Annotated in this window: 14 protein-coding genes; 11 read left to right on the forward strand and 3 right to left on the reverse strand. The window is 65.6% G+C overall.

Annotated features, from left to right (window positions below):
• The first annotated feature begins 71 nt into the window (after positions 1–71).
• Positions 72–1,712, forward strand: coding sequence for a DUF6119 family protein (locus tag V5740_RS06655; RefSeq protein ID WP_347304282.1), 1,641 nt, complete (start codon positions 72–74; stop codon positions 1,710–1,712).
• Positions 1,713–1,775: 63 nt separating this feature from the next.
• Positions 1,776–2,207: an organic hydroperoxide resistance protein gene (locus tag V5740_RS06660; protein ID WP_347304283.1), complete on the forward strand. Its 432-nt coding sequence runs from the start codon at positions 1,776–1,778 to the stop codon at positions 2,205–2,207.
• 278 nt (positions 2,208–2,485) lie between these two features.
• On the opposite strand, the gene V5740_RS06665 is transcribed toward V5740_RS06660, so the two are convergent.
• Positions 2,486–2,935: a helix-turn-helix domain-containing protein gene (locus tag V5740_RS06665; RefSeq protein ID WP_347304284.1), complete on the reverse strand. Its 450-nt coding sequence runs from the start codon at positions 2,933–2,935 to the stop codon at positions 2,486–2,488.
• Positions 2,936–2,994: 59 nt separating this feature from the next.
• Here V5740_RS06665 and V5740_RS06670 point away from each other — a divergent pair, with 59 nt between their 5' ends.
• The 9 genes from V5740_RS06670 (at position 2,995) to purQ (ending at position 15,826) form a co-directional block, all read left to right on the forward strand.
• Complete coding sequence (locus tag V5740_RS06670; protein WP_347304285.1) at positions 2,995–3,588, forward strand: NAD(P)H-dependent oxidoreductase; 594 nt, start codon at positions 2,995–2,997, stop codon at positions 3,586–3,588.
• Positions 3,589–3,624: 36 nt separating this feature from the next.
• The gene (locus V5740_RS06675) at positions 3,625–5,184 is read left to right on the forward strand and encodes a cryptochrome/photolyase family protein (RefSeq protein ID WP_347304286.1); all 1,560 of its coding nucleotides are present in this window, start codon (positions 3,625–3,627) and stop codon (positions 5,182–5,184) included.
• 79 nt (positions 5,185–5,263) lie between these two features.
• A complete protein-coding gene (gene purC, locus V5740_RS06680) occupies positions 5,264–6,064 on the forward strand; it encodes a phosphoribosylaminoimidazolesuccinocarboxamide synthase (protein WP_347304287.1) in 801 nt (266 codons plus the stop codon).
• A gap of 105 nt (positions 6,065–6,169) precedes the next feature.
• Positions 6,170–8,962, forward strand: coding sequence for an EAL domain-containing protein (locus V5740_RS06685; protein WP_347304288.1), 2,793 nt, complete (start codon positions 6,170–6,172; stop codon positions 8,960–8,962).
• A 52-nt stretch (positions 8,963–9,014) separates the two neighbouring features.
• Complete coding sequence (locus V5740_RS06690) at positions 9,015–11,849, forward strand: insulinase family protein (protein WP_347304289.1); 2,835 nt, start codon at positions 9,015–9,017, stop codon at positions 11,847–11,849.
• 12 nt (positions 11,850–11,861) lie between these two features.
• The gene (locus tag V5740_RS06695; protein ID WP_347304290.1) at positions 11,862–13,175 is read left to right on the forward strand and encodes a dicarboxylate/amino acid:cation symporter; all 1,314 of its coding nucleotides are present in this window, start codon (positions 11,862–11,864) and stop codon (positions 13,173–13,175) included.
• An 88-nt stretch (positions 13,176–13,263) separates the two neighbouring features.
• On the forward strand, positions 13,264–14,853 hold the full coding sequence (locus V5740_RS06700; protein ID WP_347304291.1) for a peroxidase family protein: 1,590 nt from the start codon (positions 13,264–13,266) through the stop codon (positions 14,851–14,853).
• Positions 14,854–14,930: 77 nt separating this feature from the next.
• Positions 14,931–15,161: a phosphoribosylformylglycinamidine synthase subunit PurS gene (purS, locus tag V5740_RS06705; RefSeq protein ID WP_347304292.1), complete on the forward strand. Its 231-nt coding sequence runs from the start codon at positions 14,931–14,933 to the stop codon at positions 15,159–15,161.
• Complete coding sequence (purQ, locus tag V5740_RS06710; RefSeq protein WP_347304293.1) at positions 15,161–15,826, forward strand: phosphoribosylformylglycinamidine synthase subunit PurQ; 666 nt, start codon at positions 15,161–15,163, stop codon at positions 15,824–15,826. Before purS ends, purQ begins: the two co-directional genes overlap by 1 nt.
• Here purQ and V5740_RS06715 read toward each other — a convergent pair whose 3' ends face one another.
• Complete coding sequence (locus V5740_RS06715) at positions 15,827–18,013, reverse strand: pre-peptidase C-terminal domain-containing protein (RefSeq protein ID WP_347304294.1); 2,187 nt, start codon at positions 18,011–18,013, stop codon at positions 15,827–15,829.
• Between the two features lie 142 nt (positions 18,014–18,155).
• Complete coding sequence (locus V5740_RS06720) at positions 18,156–19,058, reverse strand: SMP-30/gluconolactonase/LRE family protein (RefSeq protein ID WP_347304295.1); 903 nt, start codon at positions 19,056–19,058, stop codon at positions 18,156–18,158.
• Positions 19,059–19,091 lie beyond the last annotated feature (33 nt).

A 19,091-nucleotide genomic window follows, 5' to 3' on the forward strand; every position in this document is an offset into this window, starting at 1 on the left:
TTCTGTCATTTCACCTTGAAAGATACCTCTGATGCTGGTCGAATGCTTAGCGGGCAGTTCTCGAGGTTGGAATGGGTGAGAAGACGCAAAACATTGCATTACGATTGCTTCGGAAAGAGGTCTGCCCAGAGGACGCAGTCAGAGCGGGTGTATCTATAGAAGCTTGGCCAACACTCGAAGGAGCGATGATTTGTACGGGATCAGCTGGGGGCTCAGCTCCGACTTGGACGGATTTTCTTGAACTTAATGGCACTCAGAAAGAGGAGCTAAAGCAAAGGTTTTCTTTCGGCCTTGTTTTTATACCAGTTGATGAACGCTGGTTCGCAGTCTCTTTCGGCTTCGGCCATACCAAGCTGAAAGCTGATGTCGTTCAAGAAGATTTCGGCTTGAGGGTCGTCATCAATTCTGTTGACCACCGCAAGCTACGAAGCGCGGATCTACGCACCCCCGACACGACCACAATGAGCCGTAGGTCGCAAACGAGTCGTGGGTCAGGGCGCGACGTGTTCGCCATTGACCCAGAGCGCGACATTGTTCGTGGCCTTTTAGGGGAACCAAAGGACCCTTCTTTCGCAACAAAAATCAGCGGTAGCGACTCCCTGATGATCAGGAGAAAGATGAAAGTCGCAGACCTACCCGACTTGTGCGCTAAAGCATTAGAACTGCATGACTGTGACGAGTACAAGACTGAATTTGGATGGATTGATCAGGTTCGCCATGTTCGCGAACCCGATAAATTGGATGAACTTCAAACGGCGCTTGTCAATGCGATGACCGAGGCGTTGAACCTGCCGCCCGATGAAGCGGATGACCTAGCACTTGCTTTTCCAGCCATCTACGACCCGGAAAAGTCAGCTTGGGTAAGATTCCGCGGCCTACGTCGCTCGATTGTATATCCTGATCTCGACATTAGACATTACCTTGAAGAGCTAAGAAGCAAGAATATACTATTGTACGAAGCTCAGTACTTAACTTCTCATTTAGTAGAAGAATGCGATGAGGACGGTGCCCGCACGGGCTCCTCGTGGCCGATTCGAGATTGCTTGGTATTTGAAACATCAATCGCCGATGAGCGATACACACTTACCGGTGGGCGATGGTACAAAATCGACTCTGATCTTGCGGCAGAGGTAACAAGCTTTTTCGATGGCGTGGAGAAAATCACTCTTCCGTCCGCGGAACCTGGTGACAACGAGAAAAGATACAATGCCCGCGTGGCAAGCACCAGCAGCGATCTTCTCGACTTGGATGTTAAGCTTGTAAGACCCAGCGGCTCTACATCTTCTATTGAGCTATGCGACTTCCTGGGTTTGGATGGTCGCTTTATCCACATCAAAGACAAAAGTGAATCGTCTCGGTTAAGCCACCTGTGGAACCAAGGTTTGATATCAGCTGTCACCCTCAAGCGCGACCCACTTTTCAGGGATGAGGCGCGCACTGTGATCGCTGACCAGCCCAATGGCGCGGCCTATGTGAACATTATTGCTGACTCGAACAGTTCTTTTGACCCGAGCAAGCACAAGATTGTTTTCGGCGTGCTAGTCTCAGGAAAACGGGAGCCTAACTTACCGTTCTTCAGTCTGATTTCCTTCCGGCATGCAGCCCGGCGGATTTCTGCCGAACTTGGCTTTCCCGTAGCCTTCAGTTGGATCAAGAAGTCCGATGTGGGGTTAGGCAAGCCGGTGCCTCGTAAGACGAAAATGGCTGCTTAACGATAGCATTGGATCGACAGCGTTCTGATGCGTTTAGAATGACGACCCTACGAGGAATCCGAAATGACCCCCATTACCCCCGTCTACGAAGCCCAGGCCACAGCCACCGGTGGCCGTGATGGCCGCGCCACCACCTCCGACAACAAGATCGACCTGAAGCTCTCCCCGCCCAAGGAGATGGGCGGCACCGGCGAAGGCACCAATCCGGAACAGCTCTTCGCCTCCGGCTATTCGGCCTGTTTCCTGGGTGCGATGAAGTTCGCCACCACGCAGGACAAGTCTCTGCCCAAGGTGCCGAATGACGCCAGCGTGACCGCCACCGTCGGCATCGGCCCGCGCCCCGACAAGGGCTTCGGCCTCGCCGTCACCCTCTCCGTCAACCTGCCCGGCGTGGACCGTGCGGAGGCGGAGCGGCTGGTGCAGGCGGGGGACGAGATCTGCCCCTATAGCCACGCCACCCGCGGCAACATCCAGGTCGACCTCCAGGTCGCCTAAAGCTCCTCCCCATTCGTGGGGAGGGGGACCGCGCCGCGACCCGAGCTTGGTGGAGGGCGGCGTGGTGGAGGGGGCGGGCCGCCCACACGCCGGCCCGCTTCCCACACTCCCTGACGAAGAACCGCTTTCCTACAGCCCCGGTTCTGTGGCTCAAGCGGCCCCATGCACCGCCGCCCCGCCGCCTTCGTCTCACCCCCTGCGCAGCACCGCCCGCGCTGGAACCTGAACAGCGCAGGAGCCGTCGCGGTAGGTGTCAATTTAGTGTCAACTTCCAGCCCTCAACCGGCGTCGGAGTCATCCTCCCGCCCGTCATAATCCGCCCGCGCCCGCGCCACCTGCATCCGGTTGTCGATCGCCCATTGGCCGATCACCGTCACCGGCGCCTGCAGCGACCGGCCCAGCGGGGTCAGCGAATATTCCACCTTGGGCGGCACGCTCGGCTCCACCAGCCGGCGGACCAGCCCGTCGCGTTCCAGTACCCTCAATGTGCGGGTCAGCATCCGCTGGCTGATCGCATCGATCTGCCGCCTCAGCGCATTGAACCGTTGCGGCCCCGCGCCCAGCGCCATGATGACGCGGATGGTCCACTTGTCCCCAACCCGCGCCAGCACGTCGTTCACCGCGGTGCAGCTGCCATGGTCGGGAACCTGCAAGGGTGGCGTGGTTACACCGGTGTGCCCATCGGACATTGATGTGCCTTCTTGCGCGTCGATGCTCAGGGTCGCCATATTCGCCTCCAGTCACCAACAGTAACCACACCGCTCATAACCACAAGGGGCCGTACCCAATGCAGATCCTCCGCATCGACAGCGCCACGACCGGCGATGATTCCGTCAGCGGCAAGCTGACGCAGATGCTGCTCGACCACTTCACCGCGCAGCATCCCGATGCGACGGTGATCGAACATGATTACGGCACCGATCCCCTGCCGCACCTCGACCCTGTTACAACCGGCGCCATCCGCCGGCCGGAGGAGGCGCGCACGCCGGAAATGCAGGCCGCCTTCCCCGAACAGCGCGCCATCCTGGACGAGTTCCTGGCCAGCGACATCGTGATCCTGGGCGCGCCGATGTACAACTTCACCATCCCGACGGGCCTCAAGACCTGGCTGGACCGGCTGGGCGTGCCCCGCGTCACCTTCGCCTACGACGAGAACGGACCGAAGGGTCTGGCGGGCGGCCGCCGCGTCATTATCGCCAGCAGCCGGGGCGGATATTACGAGATCGGCGATGCGGGGGAGCATCAGGAGACCTACCTCAAGACCTTCTTCAACTTCATCGGGATCGAGCCTGAGTTCGTCCGGGTGAACAAGGCCGGCTTCGGCCCCGATGCCGTGGCGGAAGGGCTCGCCGCCGCGAAGGAGCAGATCGCGACGCTCTGACGGGCACGGCCGGCGGGCCGGCGCGTTGCCTTGGCGATGCCCGGCCCCGTTCTCGTCCCCATCCTGGGCGACCAGCTCACCCCCACCCTCGCCTCGCTGGCCGGTCGCACCCCGGCGGACACGGTGCTGCTGATGATGGAGGTGGCGGAAGAGACCACCTATGTCCGCCATCACAAGGCCAAGATCGCCCTGATCCTGTCCGCCATGCGCCACTTCGCGGCCGAGATGCGCGATGCGGGCTGGCAGGTCGACTACGTGGCGCTGGAGGATGCGGGAAACACCGGCAGCTTCGCAGGCGAGATCGCCCGCGCCGCCACCCGCCACGGTGCCAGCGCGGTGCAGATGGTGGAGCCGGGCGAGTACCGGGTGATGCAGGACCTGCGCGCCCTGCAGGCGGACAGCCCGGTGCCGATGCGCATCCTGCCCGACGACCGCTTCATCTGCTCCCTGCCCGAATTCTACAGCTGGGCAGCGGGGCGGCGGGAGCTGCGGATGGAGTTCTTCTACCGCCAGATGCGGCAGGAAACGGGCCTGCTGATGGACGATGGGGAGCCCACCGGCGGCCAGTGGAACTATGACCGAGACAACCGCGCCCCGCCGCCCCGCCAGCTCGACGCCCCCGCCCCACCCCGCTTCACCCCGGACGCGATCACGGCGGAGGTGATCGCCATGGTCGAGCGCCTGTTCCCCGGCCATTTCGGCGATCTCGCCGCGTTCGGCTGGCCGGTCACCGCCCAGCAGGCGGAGGAAGCCGCGACTGCCTTCATGACGCAGCGCCTGCCGCATTTCGGCACCTGGCAGGACGCGATGCTGCATGGGGAGGATGCGCTGTTTCACTCCCTGCTCTCCACGTCGCTGAACTGCGGGCTGCTCGACCCGCTGGACCTCTGCCGCCGCGCGGAGGCGGAGTACCGGGCCGGGCGCGCGCCGCTGAACGCGGTAGAGGGCTTCATCCGCCAGATCATCGGCTGGCGTGAATTCATCCGCGGCATGTACTGGCTGAAGATGCCCGCCATGCGCGATGCCAACTGGTTCGGCGCGGAACTGCCGCTGCCGGACTTCTACTGGACCGGGGAGACGGACATGCGCTGCATGGCCGATTGCGTCCGCTCCACCCGCGACAACGCCCATGCCCATCACATCCAGCGATTGATGGTGCTGGGCAACTTCGCGCTGATCGCCGGGGTCCGCCCGCAGGAGCTGGAGGACTGGTTCCTGGTCGTCTACGCCGATGCCTACGAATGGGTGGAGCTGCCAAACGTCGCCGCGATGGCGCTGTTCGCCGATGGCGGCACGCTCGCCAGCAAGCCGTATGCCGCCAGCGGCAATTACATCAACAAGATGTCCGATTATTGCGGCGCCTGCCGCTACGACGTGCAGCAGAAGACCGGACCGGACGCCTGCCCCTTCAACCCGCTCTACTGGCATTTCATGGCACGCAACCGGGACAAGCTGGAGCCGAACCGGCGCATCGGCCGCGTCTACGCCACCTGGGACCGGATGAGCGAGGGGCGCAGGGCCGACACGCTGGCCAGCGCGCAGGCGGTGCTGGACGCGCTGGTCCCCGCCGCGCCGGGCTGGGCACGGGCGCCTTAGCGGTTCGATTGCCTTCCGCCGCCATTGCCCCTAAGTGCGCGCAAAAGCCGCCCGCCGGGCGCCAGCAGGAAGCAAGCCCATGTCCCGCCGCCGCCAGATCTACGAAGGCAAGGCCAAGATCCTGTACGAAGGGCCGGAACCCGGCACCATCATCCAGTACTTCAAGGACGATGCCACCGCCTTCAACGCCCAGAAGAAGGGCACGATCAACGGCAAGGGCGTGATCAACAACCGGATCTCGGAACACGTCTTCCTGCGGTTGTCGCATATCGGCATCCCCACCCACTTCATCCGCCGCCTGAACATGCGCGAGCAGCTGGTGCGTCAGGTGGAGATCATCCCGCTGGAAGTGGTGGTGCGCAACGTCGCCGCCGGCAGCCTGGCGAAGCGCCTGGGACTGGAGGAAGGCGAGCCGCTGCCCCACACGCTGATCGAATATTACCTGAAGTCGGACGAGCTGCAGGATCCGCTGGTGGCGGAAGAGCACATCGCCTGCTTCGGCTGGGCCAATCACGAGGAGATGCAGGACATCGCCTCCATGGCGATCCGGGTGAACGATTTCATGTGCGGGATGTTCGCCGCGATCGACATCCGCCTGGTCGACTTCAAGCTGGAATTTGGCCGCATCTGGGACAACGATTACGCCCGAGTGATCCTGGCGGACGAGATCAGCCCGGACAATTGCCGCCTGTGGGACATGACCACTGGGGAAAAGCTGGACAAGGACCGGTTCCGCCGCGATCTGGGCGGCGAGGAGGAGGCTTATCAGGAGGTCGCCCGCCGGTTGGGCCTGCTGCAAAGCGAGGATGGCCCGGGCGAGGTGTTCGACCTGTCAGTCCACCGGTCCCGCCTGCGCAGCCCGGCCAAGCCGAAGAAGTAATGTGCCGGGCCGTTCCGGCCGATCGATCCGGAACCACCACTTAAGCAGTTGAACACTATTGCCCTTTAAGGTCGCCGGCATCCGCATCTGGCGCCGAGGGGCTGCATGTTTACCGTCCTGTATTGCATTCGCGATCAACATGATTGGCGCCTGCTCGCGCTCGCCCTGCTCCTGTGCGGCGCCACCTGCTGGGCGACGATAATGCTGCTGCGTACGGCACAACGATCGCGCAACCGTGCCCGTCGGCGCTGGACAGGGCTGTCCGCGATAGCCGCGGGGGTCGGTGTCTGGGCGACCCACTTCATCGCCATGCTGGGCTACGACCCGGGCGTGGTGCAAGGTTACGGCTTCCTGCTGACCGCCGGATCGCTGGTGATCGTCGTGGCGGCGGCAATGGTCGCATTCTGGCTGGCCCTGCGGCTGGATGGGTGGTCGGGGACGCTGTCGGGCGGCACTGTCCTGGGCGGCGGCATCTCCGCCATGCATTACACCGGCATGATGGCCCTGCAGTTGCCCGGCCACCTGGTATTCGCCCCCGGCTATGTCGCTGCATCCGTGCTGCTGTCGATCGCACCGCTGTTGCCGGCGCTGCAACTGGCGCTCGCCCGTCGTTCGGTATCGAGTGGGGTCAACGCCGCCCTGCTGATGGCACTGGCCATCCTGCTGCTGCACTTTACCGGCATGGCGTCCCTGTCGATCAGGCCTGATGCCGGCCTGATGATCCAACACCCGATGGTTCTGTCAGCCATGAACCTGGGGGCGCTGATCTGTGTGGTGGCGAGCGGCCTGCTGGCGCTGCTGGGCATGGCATCGCTATTCGCATCTCGCGCCCGCATCACGATCGCCACCCGCGAACACGAATTCGCGCTGCTGGTCCAGTCGGTCCCGGGTCTGGCGATCTACATGGTGGCGCCTGACGGCCGCATCTGCTCCTGGAACCGGGGTGCCCGCAGTCTGAAGGGATATACCGAGGACGAGGCGATCGGCCTGCCCTTGTCCGCCTTCTACCCGCCGGAAGTACCCGCCGGTGCCATCACCGAAACGCTGGCTGCCGCTACCGAACAGGGCACCTACCGCACAGAAGGCTGGCGCTGTCGCAAGGACGGTTCGCGGTTCTGGGCGCATATCGTGGTGATGGCGATGCGTGACGATGAAGGCCGGCTGACCGGCTATGCCAAGGTCACGCGCGACATGACCCAGTATCAGGAGAATCAGGAGCGGCTGAAGACGCTGACCGCCAATCTGGACACCGCCCTGACCCATATGCATCAGGGCCTCTGCCTGTTTGACGAGCGGGAGCGGCTGCTGCTGGTCAATGCGCAGGCCTGCACGATCAGCGGCTTCGAACCGGGCGAGATGACGGTTGGCATGACGCTGGCCGACATCATGCGGTTGCATGCCCGGCGGCGCGACGGGGTGGAGCCGACACCCGAGATGATCGAGCGCACGCTGAAGCGCCACCGGCAGACTTACGCCGACCCCGACGGGGGTACGATGGTGTTCCAGACCTCGCTGGGTCGCACCCTGTGCATGACCCACCGGCCGCTGCCCGCTGGCGGCTTCGTCACCACCTTGGACGACATCACCGAAAGCCGCCGCGCGGCAGAGCGGATCGAGCACATGGCGCTGCACGACGCGCTGACCGGCCTGCCGAACCGGACGGGGTTCGCGCAGGGGTTGGAGGAGGCGCTGGCCAACGCGGCGGATAATGGCGGGCAATTGGCGGTCATCGGCATCGACCTCGACCGGTTCAAGGAGATCAACGACAATCACGGCCATGCCGCGGGCGACCTGGTCCTGCGCGACCTGGGCCATGCATTCCGCACCATGCTGCACGAAGGCGAACTGATCGGTCGCATCGGCGGGGATGAGTTCGCCGCCGCCAAGCCGTTTGCCGACAGCCATGACCTTGCCGAGTTCCTGCACCGCGTCGAACAGGCGCTGGAAACACCGGTGATGGCAGGGGAGCAGCGGATCCTGCCGGGCGGCAGTATCGGCATCGCGGTGTATCCCGGCGATGGCGCCACGCGGGAAGAGCTGGTCAACAATGCCGACCTTGCCATGTACCGGGCCAAGGGGTCTCCGACGCAGACCACCTGCTTCTATCAGCAAGGCATGGACCAGAGCGCCCGTGCCCGGCGCTTCATGGCGGCGGAGCTAAAGGAAGCGGCCGAACGGGACGAATTGCGGCTCGTGTACCAGGTGCAGCGTTCGCTGACCGACCAGTCGATCACCGGCTACGAGGCGCTGCTGCGCTGGCAGCACCCGATGCTGGGCTGGGTGTCGCCGGCGGACTTCATCCCGGTGGCCGAGGAATCGGGGTCGATCGTCGCGATCGGCGAATGGGTGCTGCGCACAGCCTGCCGGCAGGCCGCCGCCTGGCCGCGGCCCTGGCGTGTGGCGATCAACCTGTCCCCGCTGCAGTTGATGCATGTGGACCTGCCGGCTCTCGTGGCGGAGGTGCTGCTCGAGACCGGCCTCGCCGCACATCGGCTGGAGCTGGAGGTCACCGAAAGCGCCGTCATCAGCGACAAGCTGCGGGCGCTGCACGTGTTGCGCCAGATCAAGGCGCTGGGTGCGACCATCGCCATCGACGATTTCGGCACCGGCTATTCGTCGCTCGATACGCTGAACTCCTTCCCCTTCGACAAGATCAAGATCGACCGCTCCTTCCTGATCGAGTCCTCCGGCAGCGACCGGGCGAGAGCCATTATCCGCGCCGTGCTGGCGCTGGGCCGCAGCCTGGATGTGCCGGTGCTGGCCGAAGGACTGGAGAGCACCGACCAACTTGCGCTGCTGCAGGCGGAAGGGTGCGACCAGGCGCAAGGCTACCTGTTCGGCCGGCCGGTCCCGCTCGACCATGCGGAGATCACGCGGCTGGAGGCGGTCGTACACTGAGGCTGCGGAGACGCATTGCCGGTTCATCCGTGGCGAGGCATGACCGGGGGCGATGCACCGCCTTTCCCTTGCGCTCCTCGCCACGCTCTGTCTGCCCGTGTCCGCTTTGGCGCAGCAGCCCGCTGCCCTGCCGGCGATCGCCGCCAGCGATCTGCCGGTCGATCCCGACTGGCGGATCGGAACGCTTCCGACCGGCCTCACCTACCTGATCCGCGCCAACGGCACGCCAGCGGGGCAAGGGAGCGTGCAGCTGTGGATCGGCCATGGCGCGCTCAGCGAACATGATGGCGAGCGGGGGCTGGCCCACTTCATCGAGCACATGGCGTTCAACGGGTCCACCAACGTGCCGGAAGGCGAGATGGTGCGCCTGCTGGAACGCGAAGGGCTCGCCTTCGGTGCGGACACCAACGCCTCCACCAGCTTCGAACAAACAGTGTATCGGCTGGACCTGCCGCATGCCGATCCGGACATGCTCGGCATTGCACTGATGCTGATGCGGGAGACGGCGGGTGAGCTGAGCTTCGACCCTGCGGCCGTCGATCGGGAGCGTGGCGTGGTGCTGGCGGAGGCGCGCACCCGCGCGAACTATGCCTATGCGGAAACGCTGGACGAGTTCGCCTTCCTGTATCCCGGCGCGCGCTTTACCCATCGCATGCCGATCGGCGACAGCGAGGTGATCCGCGGGACGAGCGCGGCACAGTTGAAGGCACTTTGGCGGCGGCTCTATCGACCACGCAATGCGGCGCTGGTCGTAGTCGGCGACTTCGATCCGGCGGCGGTGGAGGCTGCGGTCGCGGCACGCTTCGGCGACTGGACCGGGGCCGATCCAGTGCCCGCACCGGGCGCCGGGCCGGTGCCGCTGCAGCTGGCGGGACTGACCGATATCTATGTCGATCCCGCATTGGCGGAGCGGGTGACGGTGGTGCGTCATGGCACGTGGACGCAAGAACCTGATACCGCCGAGCGGCGGCGCACCCGCCTGCTGCGGCAGATCGGCTATGCCATCGTCAACCGCGGTCTGGCGCGGCTGGCGCGCGGGGCGGACGCGCCGTTCAAGGCGGCAGGGTTCGGCACGGGGGAGGTGTTCGGCGTGGCCCGGTCGACCCGGCTGATCGTCGACGTGGTGGAAGGCGGCTGGCAGGCCGGCCTCACCGCCGCGCAGGCGGAGTACCGGCGCGCGCTGGCGCAGGGCTTTACCGCTGCCGAGCTGGCGGAGCAGTTGGCGCAACTGCGTACAGCGCATATCGAAGCGGCCGCCGGTGCCGCCACGCGCACCCATGCAGTCCATGTCGCCGCAGCCATCGCCCTGCTGGATGACGGCACCGTCCCGACCACGCCGGCCAGCGCCCTCGCCCGGTTCGAGGCATTCGCGCCGACTATCACGGCGGAGGCGGTGCGTCAGGCATTGCTGGTCGACGCAGTACCGCTGACCGAACCTCTGATCCGCTGGGAAGGACGCACCGCGCCGGAGGGCGGAGTAGAGGCACTACGCACGGCATGGGATGGCGGCATGACTGCACCGATCACGGCGGCAGCAGACGGTCCGGAAACGGAGTGGGCCTACGCCGATTTCGGAGCGCGTGGCGGCGTGGTGGCAGACGGCACGGATCCTGAACTTGGCATCAGGACACTGCGCTTCGCCAACGGGCTGCGGGTGAACCTCAAGCGCACGACCCTGTCTGCCAATCGCATCCTGGTGCGGCTTGGGGTGGATGGCGGCCAGTTGCTCGACACCGCCGACCATCCACTCGGCACAGCACTGGTTGGCGCGCTGCCGGCAGGGGGTCTGGGGCGCCATTCGGCGGACGAGCTGCAATCGCTGTTTGCCGGGCGCACGGTGCAACTGGGGCTGTCGGCGGGAGAGGACCGCTTCACCTTCTCCGCCGCGACGACGCCCGATGACCTCGCCCTGCAATTGCAGCTGATCGCTGCCGCCCTGACCGACCCCGGCTATCGGCCGGAGGGACAGGCGCAATATCTCCGGCAAGTGGCAGACTTCTTCGCCCGGACGGAGGCAACGCCGGAAGGTGCGTTGGCGACGCAGCTTGGCACGATCACCAGCGACGGCGACCCTCGCTTCTCCCTCCAGCCCCGAGCATTGCAGGAGGCGGTCACCTTCGCTGACCTGCGCGCCACGATCGGCGACCGGCTGGCCACGGGCGCGCTGGAGCTGGCGATCGTGGGAGACCTCGACGAGCAGGCGACGATCAACGCCATCGCGGCCACACTGGGCGCCCTGCCCGCACGGGAGGCGGAGTTCCGCCCCTATGCCGATAATCGTGTGCGCAGCTACACAGCCGACCGCACGCCGCGCACCCTGTATCATGGTGGCCCGGCGGACCAGGCACTACTGCGCCTGTCCTGGCCCACGACCGACGGCAGCGACCAGCAGGTATCGCTGAGCCTGGAGCTGCTGGAACGGGTCGCGCAACTGGCGCTGACCGAAGCTTTGCGGGAGCGGCTGGGCCAGACCTACTCGCCACGGGCGAACGCTGCGCAATCACGCACCTACGCGGGCTATGGCGAGTTCGCGCTGACCGCTGCCATCGCGCCCGCCGACCTGCCTGCTGCCCGCGCCGCGATGCTGGCGGAAATCGTTCGGCTGTCCACTGATCCGGTCAGCGAGGACGAACTGCTGCGTGCCCGACGTCCGCTGGCGGAAGCCTACGCCAACGCGTTGAAGGACAATGGTGGCTGGCTAGGTCTCGCCACTCGCGCGCAATCCCGGCCGGAAGACATCGTCCGGTTCCAGGCCGCACCTGCAATGCTGGCGGCGATCACACCCGCGCAGTTGCGCGACGCGGCCGCCCGCTGGCTCGACCCGGCACAGGTGCTGGAGGTCGCGGTGCTGCCCCGCCCCCTTCCCAACGATGCCCCCGATCAGTAGCCTGCCGCTTTGATGGCCAAGATAGCGCACCCGCCCGTAGCCGAAGCTCCACCCCGATCGCTGCCGTGGTGGCGACACCTGTATGTCCAGGTGCTGGTGGCGATCGCAGCGGGCGCGCTGCTGGGCCACTTCGTGCCGGACGTGGCCCAGACGCTGAAGCCGTTGGGCGATGGATTCATCAAGCTGGTGAAGATGGTGATCGCACCGGTCATCTTCCTGACGATCGTCACCGGCATCGCCGGCATGCGCGACCTTGGCGCAGTGGGGCGGGTGGCGGCCAAGGCGTTCGCCTATTTCCTGACCTTCTCCACGCTGGCGCTGATCGTGGGACTGATCGTCGCCAACACCATCCGTCCGGGTGACGCACTGCGGGTAGACCCGGCGACACTGGATGCAGGCGCAGTCAGCCGGTATGCGGAAGCCGCGCATCATGGATCGACACTGGCCGAGTTCCTGCTGGGCGTTATCCCCGACACGGCGCTAGGCGCCTTCACCTCCGGCAATATCCTGCAGGTATTGCTGCTGGCTGTGCTGTTCGGCATCGCGCTGGCGCTGACCGGCGCGAAGGGCGACCGGGTGCTAACCGTGCTAGAGGACCTGTCGACCATCATCTTCAGGCTGGTCGCCATCGTGATGCGCGCGGCGCCGATTGGCGCGTTCGGCGCGATGGCGTTCACCATCGGCGCCTACGGCATCGGCGCGCTGGCCGGCCTCGCCGGGCTGGTCGCCACCTTCTACCTGACCTCGCTGCTGTTCGTCGTGGTGGTGCTGGGCACCGTAGCGCGGGTTGCCGGCTTTTCGCTGTGGGACCTGGTGCGGTATCTCCGGGCGGAACTGCTGCTCGTTCTGGGCACGTCCTCCTCCGAATCCGCGCTGCCGTCACTGATGGAAAAGCTGGAACGGGCCGGCTGCCCCAAGCAGGTGGTCGGGCTGGTCGTGCCGACCGGCTATTCCTTCAACCTGGACGGGACCAACATCTACATGACGCTGGCCGCCCTGTTCATCGCGCAGGCGACCGGGGTGGAGCTGTCATGGGGTGAGCAGGCGCTGCTGCTGGGCGTCGCCATGCTGTCGTCCAAGGGGGCGGCGGGCGTGACCGGCGCGGGCTTCATCACGCTGGCCGCGACGCTGTCCATCGTGCCCAGCGTGCCGATCGCGGGCATGGCGCTGATCCTGGGTGTCGACCGCTTCATGTCCGAATGCCGCAGCCTGACGAACTTCATCGGCAATGCGGTGGCGACAGTGGTGGTCAGCCGGTGGGAAGGCGGGTTCGACAAGGGCCGTTTCCACGCCGCGACGCATGGCGAATTGCCGCCGCAAGGCTAAGATTGCATGATTTACGCAAAGGCGTAGAACATAGCCTGCAAAGCATAATCAGGAGGGTCGCCAGGGAAGTCCGGGAGGGGGCAAGTCCATGGCAAGTCTGAAGCAGACGCTGGTCGGCGGCGTCATCGGCATCGTCAACAATGTATCGCCGTTGCGCAAGCTGGTCAGCAAGCAGGTGATCAACAAATACGCGTACAAGACGCCATGCCGCCCGCGCGCCGTGTCCATGGCGGCGGACTACACCACCTGGCCCGGCCTGACGGACAAGCGTTACACCGGACGGCATCTGTGCCGCGCCAGCGATGCCGACCGTCCCGCCGCCCCGCCGATCGACGAGGTCGTTCGCCTGTTCGAACGTCGCCAGTTCAGGCCGGCGACCGACACCAACCTGCTGTTCCCGTTCTTCGCCCAATGGTTCACCGACAGCTTCCTGCGGACCAAGTGGGAGGCTGAAGGCAACCGCACCTTCCGCGAGAACGAGAGCAATCACGAAATCGACCTGTGCTCGATCTACGGCGTCAGCGAGGCGCAGACGACCATGCTGCGCGAAGGCGTTGGCGGCAGGCTGGCGCACCAGATCATCAATGGCGAGGTCTGGCCCGCACCGCTGTTCGCGGAGGAAGGCGGCGAGTTCCAGCTGGCGGAGCGGTACCGCCGCATCGCCGAGGTGGACGAGGATCACCCGGCGCGCGCCGGATTGTACACCGGCCCCAATTTCCGGCGCGTCACCAGCAAATGGTCGCCGGACGACAAGCGCCGCGCCTTTGCCGTGGGGCTGGAACACGGCAATTCGACGATGGCCAACCTGGTCATGAACACGCTGTGGCTGCGCGAGCATAACCGCACGGCAGCGATTTTGCAGACGGCGCATCCTGAATGGGACGACGAACGCCTGTTCCAGACCGCGCGCAACGTCACGATCGTGGTGCTGCTGAACATCGTGATCGGCGACTACATCGTCCACATCGCGCCGTTGGACGTGAAGCTGGAGCCGGTGCCCGGCATGGCGGAGGAGGAGCGCTGGTACCGCAACAACTGGATGGCGGTCGAATTCGCGCTGCTCTACCGCTGGCACGATCTGATCCCCGACAGCTTCACCCTGGCCGGGCAGACCTACCCGTCGGAACGGATGACCCGCGCGCACCAGTTGGTGACGGAGGCGGGGCTGGATCAGGTGCTGCGCGACGCCGCCGGGCAGAAGGCCGGGCGTATCGGCCTGGGCAATACGGCGGCTTTCCTGCTGGCGAAGGAAGGCGCCAATGTGAAACGCCTCAGCCTGGAGATGGGCCGCGCCTGCGGGCTGCCGTCCTTCAACGCGTACCGCCGGTATTACGGCATGAAGCCGGTCAGGAGCTTCATCGACCTCACGGGAGACAAGGACACCGCCGGCGCGCTGGAACGCCTCTACGGCCATATCGACCGGCTGGAATGGTTCGTCGGCATCTTTGCCGAGAAATACGGTTCAGCCAACATGATGGGCGAACTGCTCACCACCATGGTCGCCAACGATGCCTTCACCCAGGCGTTGACGAACCCGCTGCTGGCCGAAAACGTGTTCAACGAAGCGACCTTTGGCGCGGAAGGTATGAGCATCATCGGCAGTACTCGCACGCTGGCGGAGGTGATCGTGCGCAATACCGGCATCCGGGACAAGGGCAGCGTCCGCTTCACCGTCTGATCGCGGGCGCCCTTGCCCCGCAGCCGTCGCCGCGATAGGCGCAGGCGCATATCTGCAGCAGCGGGAAAGTTTGATCCATGAAGGTCCGCGTCCATGTCAGCCTGAAGCCCGGCGTGCTCGATCCGCAGGGCCGTGCCGTTCACCATGCGCTGGAAGGGCTGGGTTTCACGGGGGTCCATGACGTACGCGTCGGCCGGCTGATCGAACTGGACGTGGCGGACGACACCAGCGACGAGGTGCTGGACGAGATGTGCCGCCGCCTGCTGGCGAACGGCGTGGTGGAAAACTACCGGGTGGAGCGCGCCTGATGCGCACCGCCGTCATCACCTTCCCTGGATCCAATTGCGACCGCGACATGGCCGTCGCGCTGGAGAAGGTCAGCGGCACTGCCCCGCTTCGGGTGTGGCACGGCGACGCCATCCTGCCCGACAGACTTGACCTGATCGCGTTGCCCGGCGGCTTTTCCTATGGCGATTATCTGCGCAGCGGCGCCATGGCCGCGACCAGTCCGATCATGCGCGCGGTGGTGGAGGCGGCGGGCTGCGGCGTGCCGGTGCTGGGAGTCTGCAACGGGTTCCAGGTGCTGACGGAAGCTGGGCTGCTGCCGGGTGCGCTGCTGCGCAATGCCGGCCAGACCTTCATCTGCAGGACCGTTCCGCTGATGGTGGAAAACAGCCAGTCGCTGTTCACCGCCGGGTACCAGCAGGGTCAGCAGATCCGTATTCCGGTGGCGCACCACGACGGCAATTACTTCGCGGACGAGGATACGCTCGACCGGCTGGAAGGCGAAGGTCGCGTGGCATTCCGCTACGTGGAAACCTGCAACGGGTCGCAGCGGGACATTGCCGGCGTGCTGAACGACGCGGGTAATGTGCTGGGCATGATGCCCCACCCCGAACGCGCGGTGGAGGACGATCATGGCGGCACTGACGGCCGCGCCCTGTTCGAGGCCGCAGTCCGCCAGCTCGCCTGATCAGCGCGCCGCGAGACGCGGCTGGCCGACGCGCAGCAATACCTGTTCGTACGCCATCCCGTCCCCGCCCCGATCCACCAGGATATGCTGGTGTCCATTGCCGACCTGCCGCACGTCCCGGTCGTGCACGCTGACCGACAGATCATCGGTCAGCGCAATGCGGTAGAATGTGCTGCGCATGTATTCGGACAGTTCACCCGCCGTCAGCGCGCCGTTGGCGTCCCCGTCGGCATGGCCACTCAGGGCCTGCTGCAGGATCATGGAGATGTAGCCGCCGGCCTGGAACTTGTCGGCCACCAGGCTGGTGAGATCGCTGTCCGAACTGAAGATGCCCATGCGGCCCGTGCGCCGCTTGATGACATTGTCGAACCCGCCTGAAAAACAGCTGTCCAGCACCAGCAGGCTGCGTGCCGGGATCTGGTCGAACAATTGCGCCAGCTCGTAATCGCGCAGGGCGGCATCATACAGCTCGATCGTCTCGGCGCTGCCATCGCCTTCCATGATCGTGTCGACGTTCTCCTTGCTGCCATGGCCGGAGAAGAACATCAGGAACAGGTCGTCCGGCCCGATCTGCGCCGCGATCCGGCCGAACGCCTGCTGCACCGCGCCGCGCGTCGCCTCCGCGTTCAGCAGGGTCACGCTGCCGGGCGCCAGCACGCCGCCAGTCTGCAAGGTCTGCGTCAGCTTGGCCGCGTCGCCATCGGTCAGCGTCAGCGGGTTCATGCGGTTGTAGTCGGCGACCCCTACGCTGAGCAGGAAGACCCGCCCGGCACCCGCGCCCACATCGGCCACGACAGTGCCGCTGTCCCGCTCCATCCGCAGGGTATAGCCGCCCGTTTCCCCCGCGGCGTAGCTGGTGGCGGCAATCTCGTAAGTGCCATCCTGCGGCAGGGTAATCGCCAGACGGCTGTCGGTGCCATCATTGCCGGCACGATCGTCATTGGTCTCGATCGCGCCATCGGGCAGGTAGAGCGACAGGAAGGTGTCGAAATCGCCCGACTGCATGTCGAACACCAGCCGGTCCCCCCGGCGACCGGAGAAGCTGAACCGATCCTGGTACTCGCCGCTGGAGAAGGTCTGATCCCCCTCCACCAACGATCCCGTAACCGCACGGCCCAGGGCCAGCGTCGCGGCAGGCGGTGTCGCGGCGACGGTCGTCCCATTCTCAGCCGCCAGCCGGTAAGCGCCGCTGCCCCCGTCGGCGTAGGTGCCGACCGTGACCTGGTAGGCGCCGCTTTCCGGCAGCGTGACCTCCAGCAGGCTGTTCAGCGTGTCGCCCGCGGGATCGTCATCGTTGCTGGCGGAAAAGCCGCCCGGCCCGCTCAGCGCAACGGTCGGGTCGAACGCATCGGAGCTGAGCGAGAGGCGGACTACCTGTCCGGCCCGGCCCTCCAGCGTGTAGCTGGCTGATCCCGGCAGGGTTCCGGCGACCGACGATCCCAGCGCCAGCCGCGCGCCGCCAGTCACCGGCGCCACGTCGCCCGTCGCCTGCGCCGTCAGCGTATAGGCGCCCTGTTCGCCCGCGGCGTAGCTGGTGGCCCACAGGTCCAGCCGTCCACTGGCGGGGAACTGCACCTCCAGTTCGCTGTTGCCGCCGCCACCCGGCGCATCGTCGTTGAAGACCTGGTACTCGCCCCCGTCCGACGCCTGCAGGAACGTATCGACCGCATCCGATCGCATCGTCAGCATCAGCCGGCTGCCCGGCGTACCGGACAGAGTGTAGACATCAACGAACTCGCCGCTTTCCAGCGTGGCATCACCGGTCGCCAGTGCGCCCTGCACCGCATCGCCCGCCCGCAGGGTGCCGGTACCGGAAGGGGCCGTCGCCTGTTCCGGCCCGACGCTCGAGCCCACCGTGGTTTCCAGCTGATAGCTGCCGGTCTCGCCACTGGCATAGGACGTGACGAAGACCTGATACGTCCCGCTCGCCGGCAAGGTGAAGGTCAGCCCGGCGTCGCTGGTACCGTCATTTGCATCGTCGTTGCTGAATTCCGCATCTTGCGGCCCACGCACGAAGACGTAGGCATCGAAATCGCCCGAGCTGAGCGTGATGGTGACGGCATCGCCGGCCTGACCCGAGATGTCGTAGGTGTCGTAGAACTCACCGCTTTCCAGCGTCGCATCGCCACTCGCCAGCGTACCGCTGACCGTCTCTGCCAGGACAGGTAACGGAACCAGGGTGCCCAACAGGCACGCCGCGCCAACAGAAAGCCCCCGCATCCCAGACCCCCCAGCCCTCGCACAAGCGAACGGCAGCAGTATGGGCGACGGACGGCGCGGCGCAAAGCGCTTTGTTGCCGCGCGCGTCCGGCTTCAGAACAGCCTGGGCTCAGGCAGGAAGGGCGATCCGCACGGGCGGCAAACCGGTGACGTCCACCGGCAACGCGAACAGGTGCCCCGCCAGCGGTTCACGCGCGCGCCCCTCCGCATCCAGGTGGACGCTGGCGGTGGTGGCGAACAGGGTGCGCCCGTCCACGCCGCCGAACGCGACCTTGGTGATGGCGCTGACCGGCAGCGGGATTGCCTCCATCAGGTCGCCCGCAGGCGAATAGCGGCGGATCTGCCCACCGCCGAACAGTCCGACCCACACGCATCCGGCCGCATCTACGATCACACCATCGGGGAAGCCACCGCCCTGTTCGATGCGGACGAACACCCGCTCCGTCCCCACGGTCCCATCCGGCGCGAGCTCGGCGGCGTAGATGGTGCTGCCCAGCGTATCCACATGGTACAGCGTGCCGCCCTCCGGGCTGACCGCGGGACCATTGCTGACGATCACGGGATCGCTGACCGCGATGGTCCGCGTACCATCATATCGGTATATGCGCCCGCTCGCCTCGTCTTCCGGATCGTGCATGGTGCCGAACCACAGGCGACCCTGCTGGTCCACATGGCCGTCGTTCAGGCGGTTATCCGGCAGGTCCGGTTCCGGATCGTGCAACGGGGTAAAGGTGCCGTCCACAGGATCGAACCGGGCGAGCCCGGTCTTCAGCCCGGCAATGAAGCTGCCATCCGCGGCAGGCAGGCAGAAACCGACGGGCGCCGGAGCGGGCCAGCTGCGCCGGTCACCGGTCGCGGGGTCATAGCGGTGGACGGCCGGCGCCTTGATATCAACGAACCACAGCGCACCGCCGGAACCGATGGGATCGCTGTCGACCCAGACCGGCCCCTCGCCCAGCGTTGCACCGAGGTCCCACACGACCTCCGGCTCGCCCAATTGCACCTGTGCCATCGACCATCCTCTTGCCATTGTCGTGCTGCCGCC

The organism is Croceibacterium sp. TMG7-5b_MA50, assembly GCF_039830145.1.
GTDB lineage: Bacteria > Pseudomonadota > Alphaproteobacteria > Sphingomonadales > Sphingomonadaceae > Croceibacterium.

Bases quoted from the DNA above. Each gene is read 5' to 3' on its own strand.
- V5740_RS06655 (WP_347304282.1), top strand. From the start codon at position 72: ATGGGTGAGAAGACGCAAAACATTGCATTACGATTGCTTCGGAAAGAG.
- V5740_RS06660 (WP_347304283.1), top strand. From the start codon at position 1,776: ATGACCCCCATTACCCCCGTCTACGAAGCCCAGGCCACAGCCACCGGT.
- V5740_RS06665 (WP_347304284.1), bottom strand. From the start codon at position 2,935: ATGGCGACCCTGAGCATCGACGCGCAAGAAGGCACATCAATGTCCGAT.
- V5740_RS06670 (WP_347304285.1), top strand. From the start codon at position 2,995: ATGCAGATCCTCCGCATCGACAGCGCCACGACCGGCGATGATTCCGTC.
- V5740_RS06675 (WP_347304286.1), top strand. From the start codon at position 3,625: ATGCCCGGCCCCGTTCTCGTCCCCATCCTGGGCGACCAGCTCACCCCC.
- purC (WP_347304287.1), top strand. From the start codon at position 5,264: ATGTCCCGCCGCCGCCAGATCTACGAAGGCAAGGCCAAGATCCTGTAC.
- V5740_RS06685 (WP_347304288.1), top strand. From the start codon at position 6,170: ATGTTTACCGTCCTGTATTGCATTCGCGATCAACATGATTGGCGCCTG.
- V5740_RS06690 (WP_347304289.1), top strand. From the start codon at position 9,015: ATGCACCGCCTTTCCCTTGCGCTCCTCGCCACGCTCTGTCTGCCCGTG.
- V5740_RS06695 (WP_347304290.1), top strand. From the start codon at position 11,862: ATGGCCAAGATAGCGCACCCGCCCGTAGCCGAAGCTCCACCCCGATCG.
- V5740_RS06700 (WP_347304291.1), top strand. From the start codon at position 13,264: ATGGCAAGTCTGAAGCAGACGCTGGTCGGCGGCGTCATCGGCATCGTC.
- purS (WP_347304292.1), top strand. From the start codon at position 14,931: ATGAAGGTCCGCGTCCATGTCAGCCTGAAGCCCGGCGTGCTCGATCCG.
- purQ (WP_347304293.1), top strand. From the start codon at position 15,161: ATGCGCACCGCCGTCATCACCTTCCCTGGATCCAATTGCGACCGCGAC.
- V5740_RS06720 (WP_347304295.1), bottom strand. From the start codon at position 19,058: ATGGCACAGGTGCAATTGGGCGAGCCGGAGGTCGTGTGGGACCTCGGT.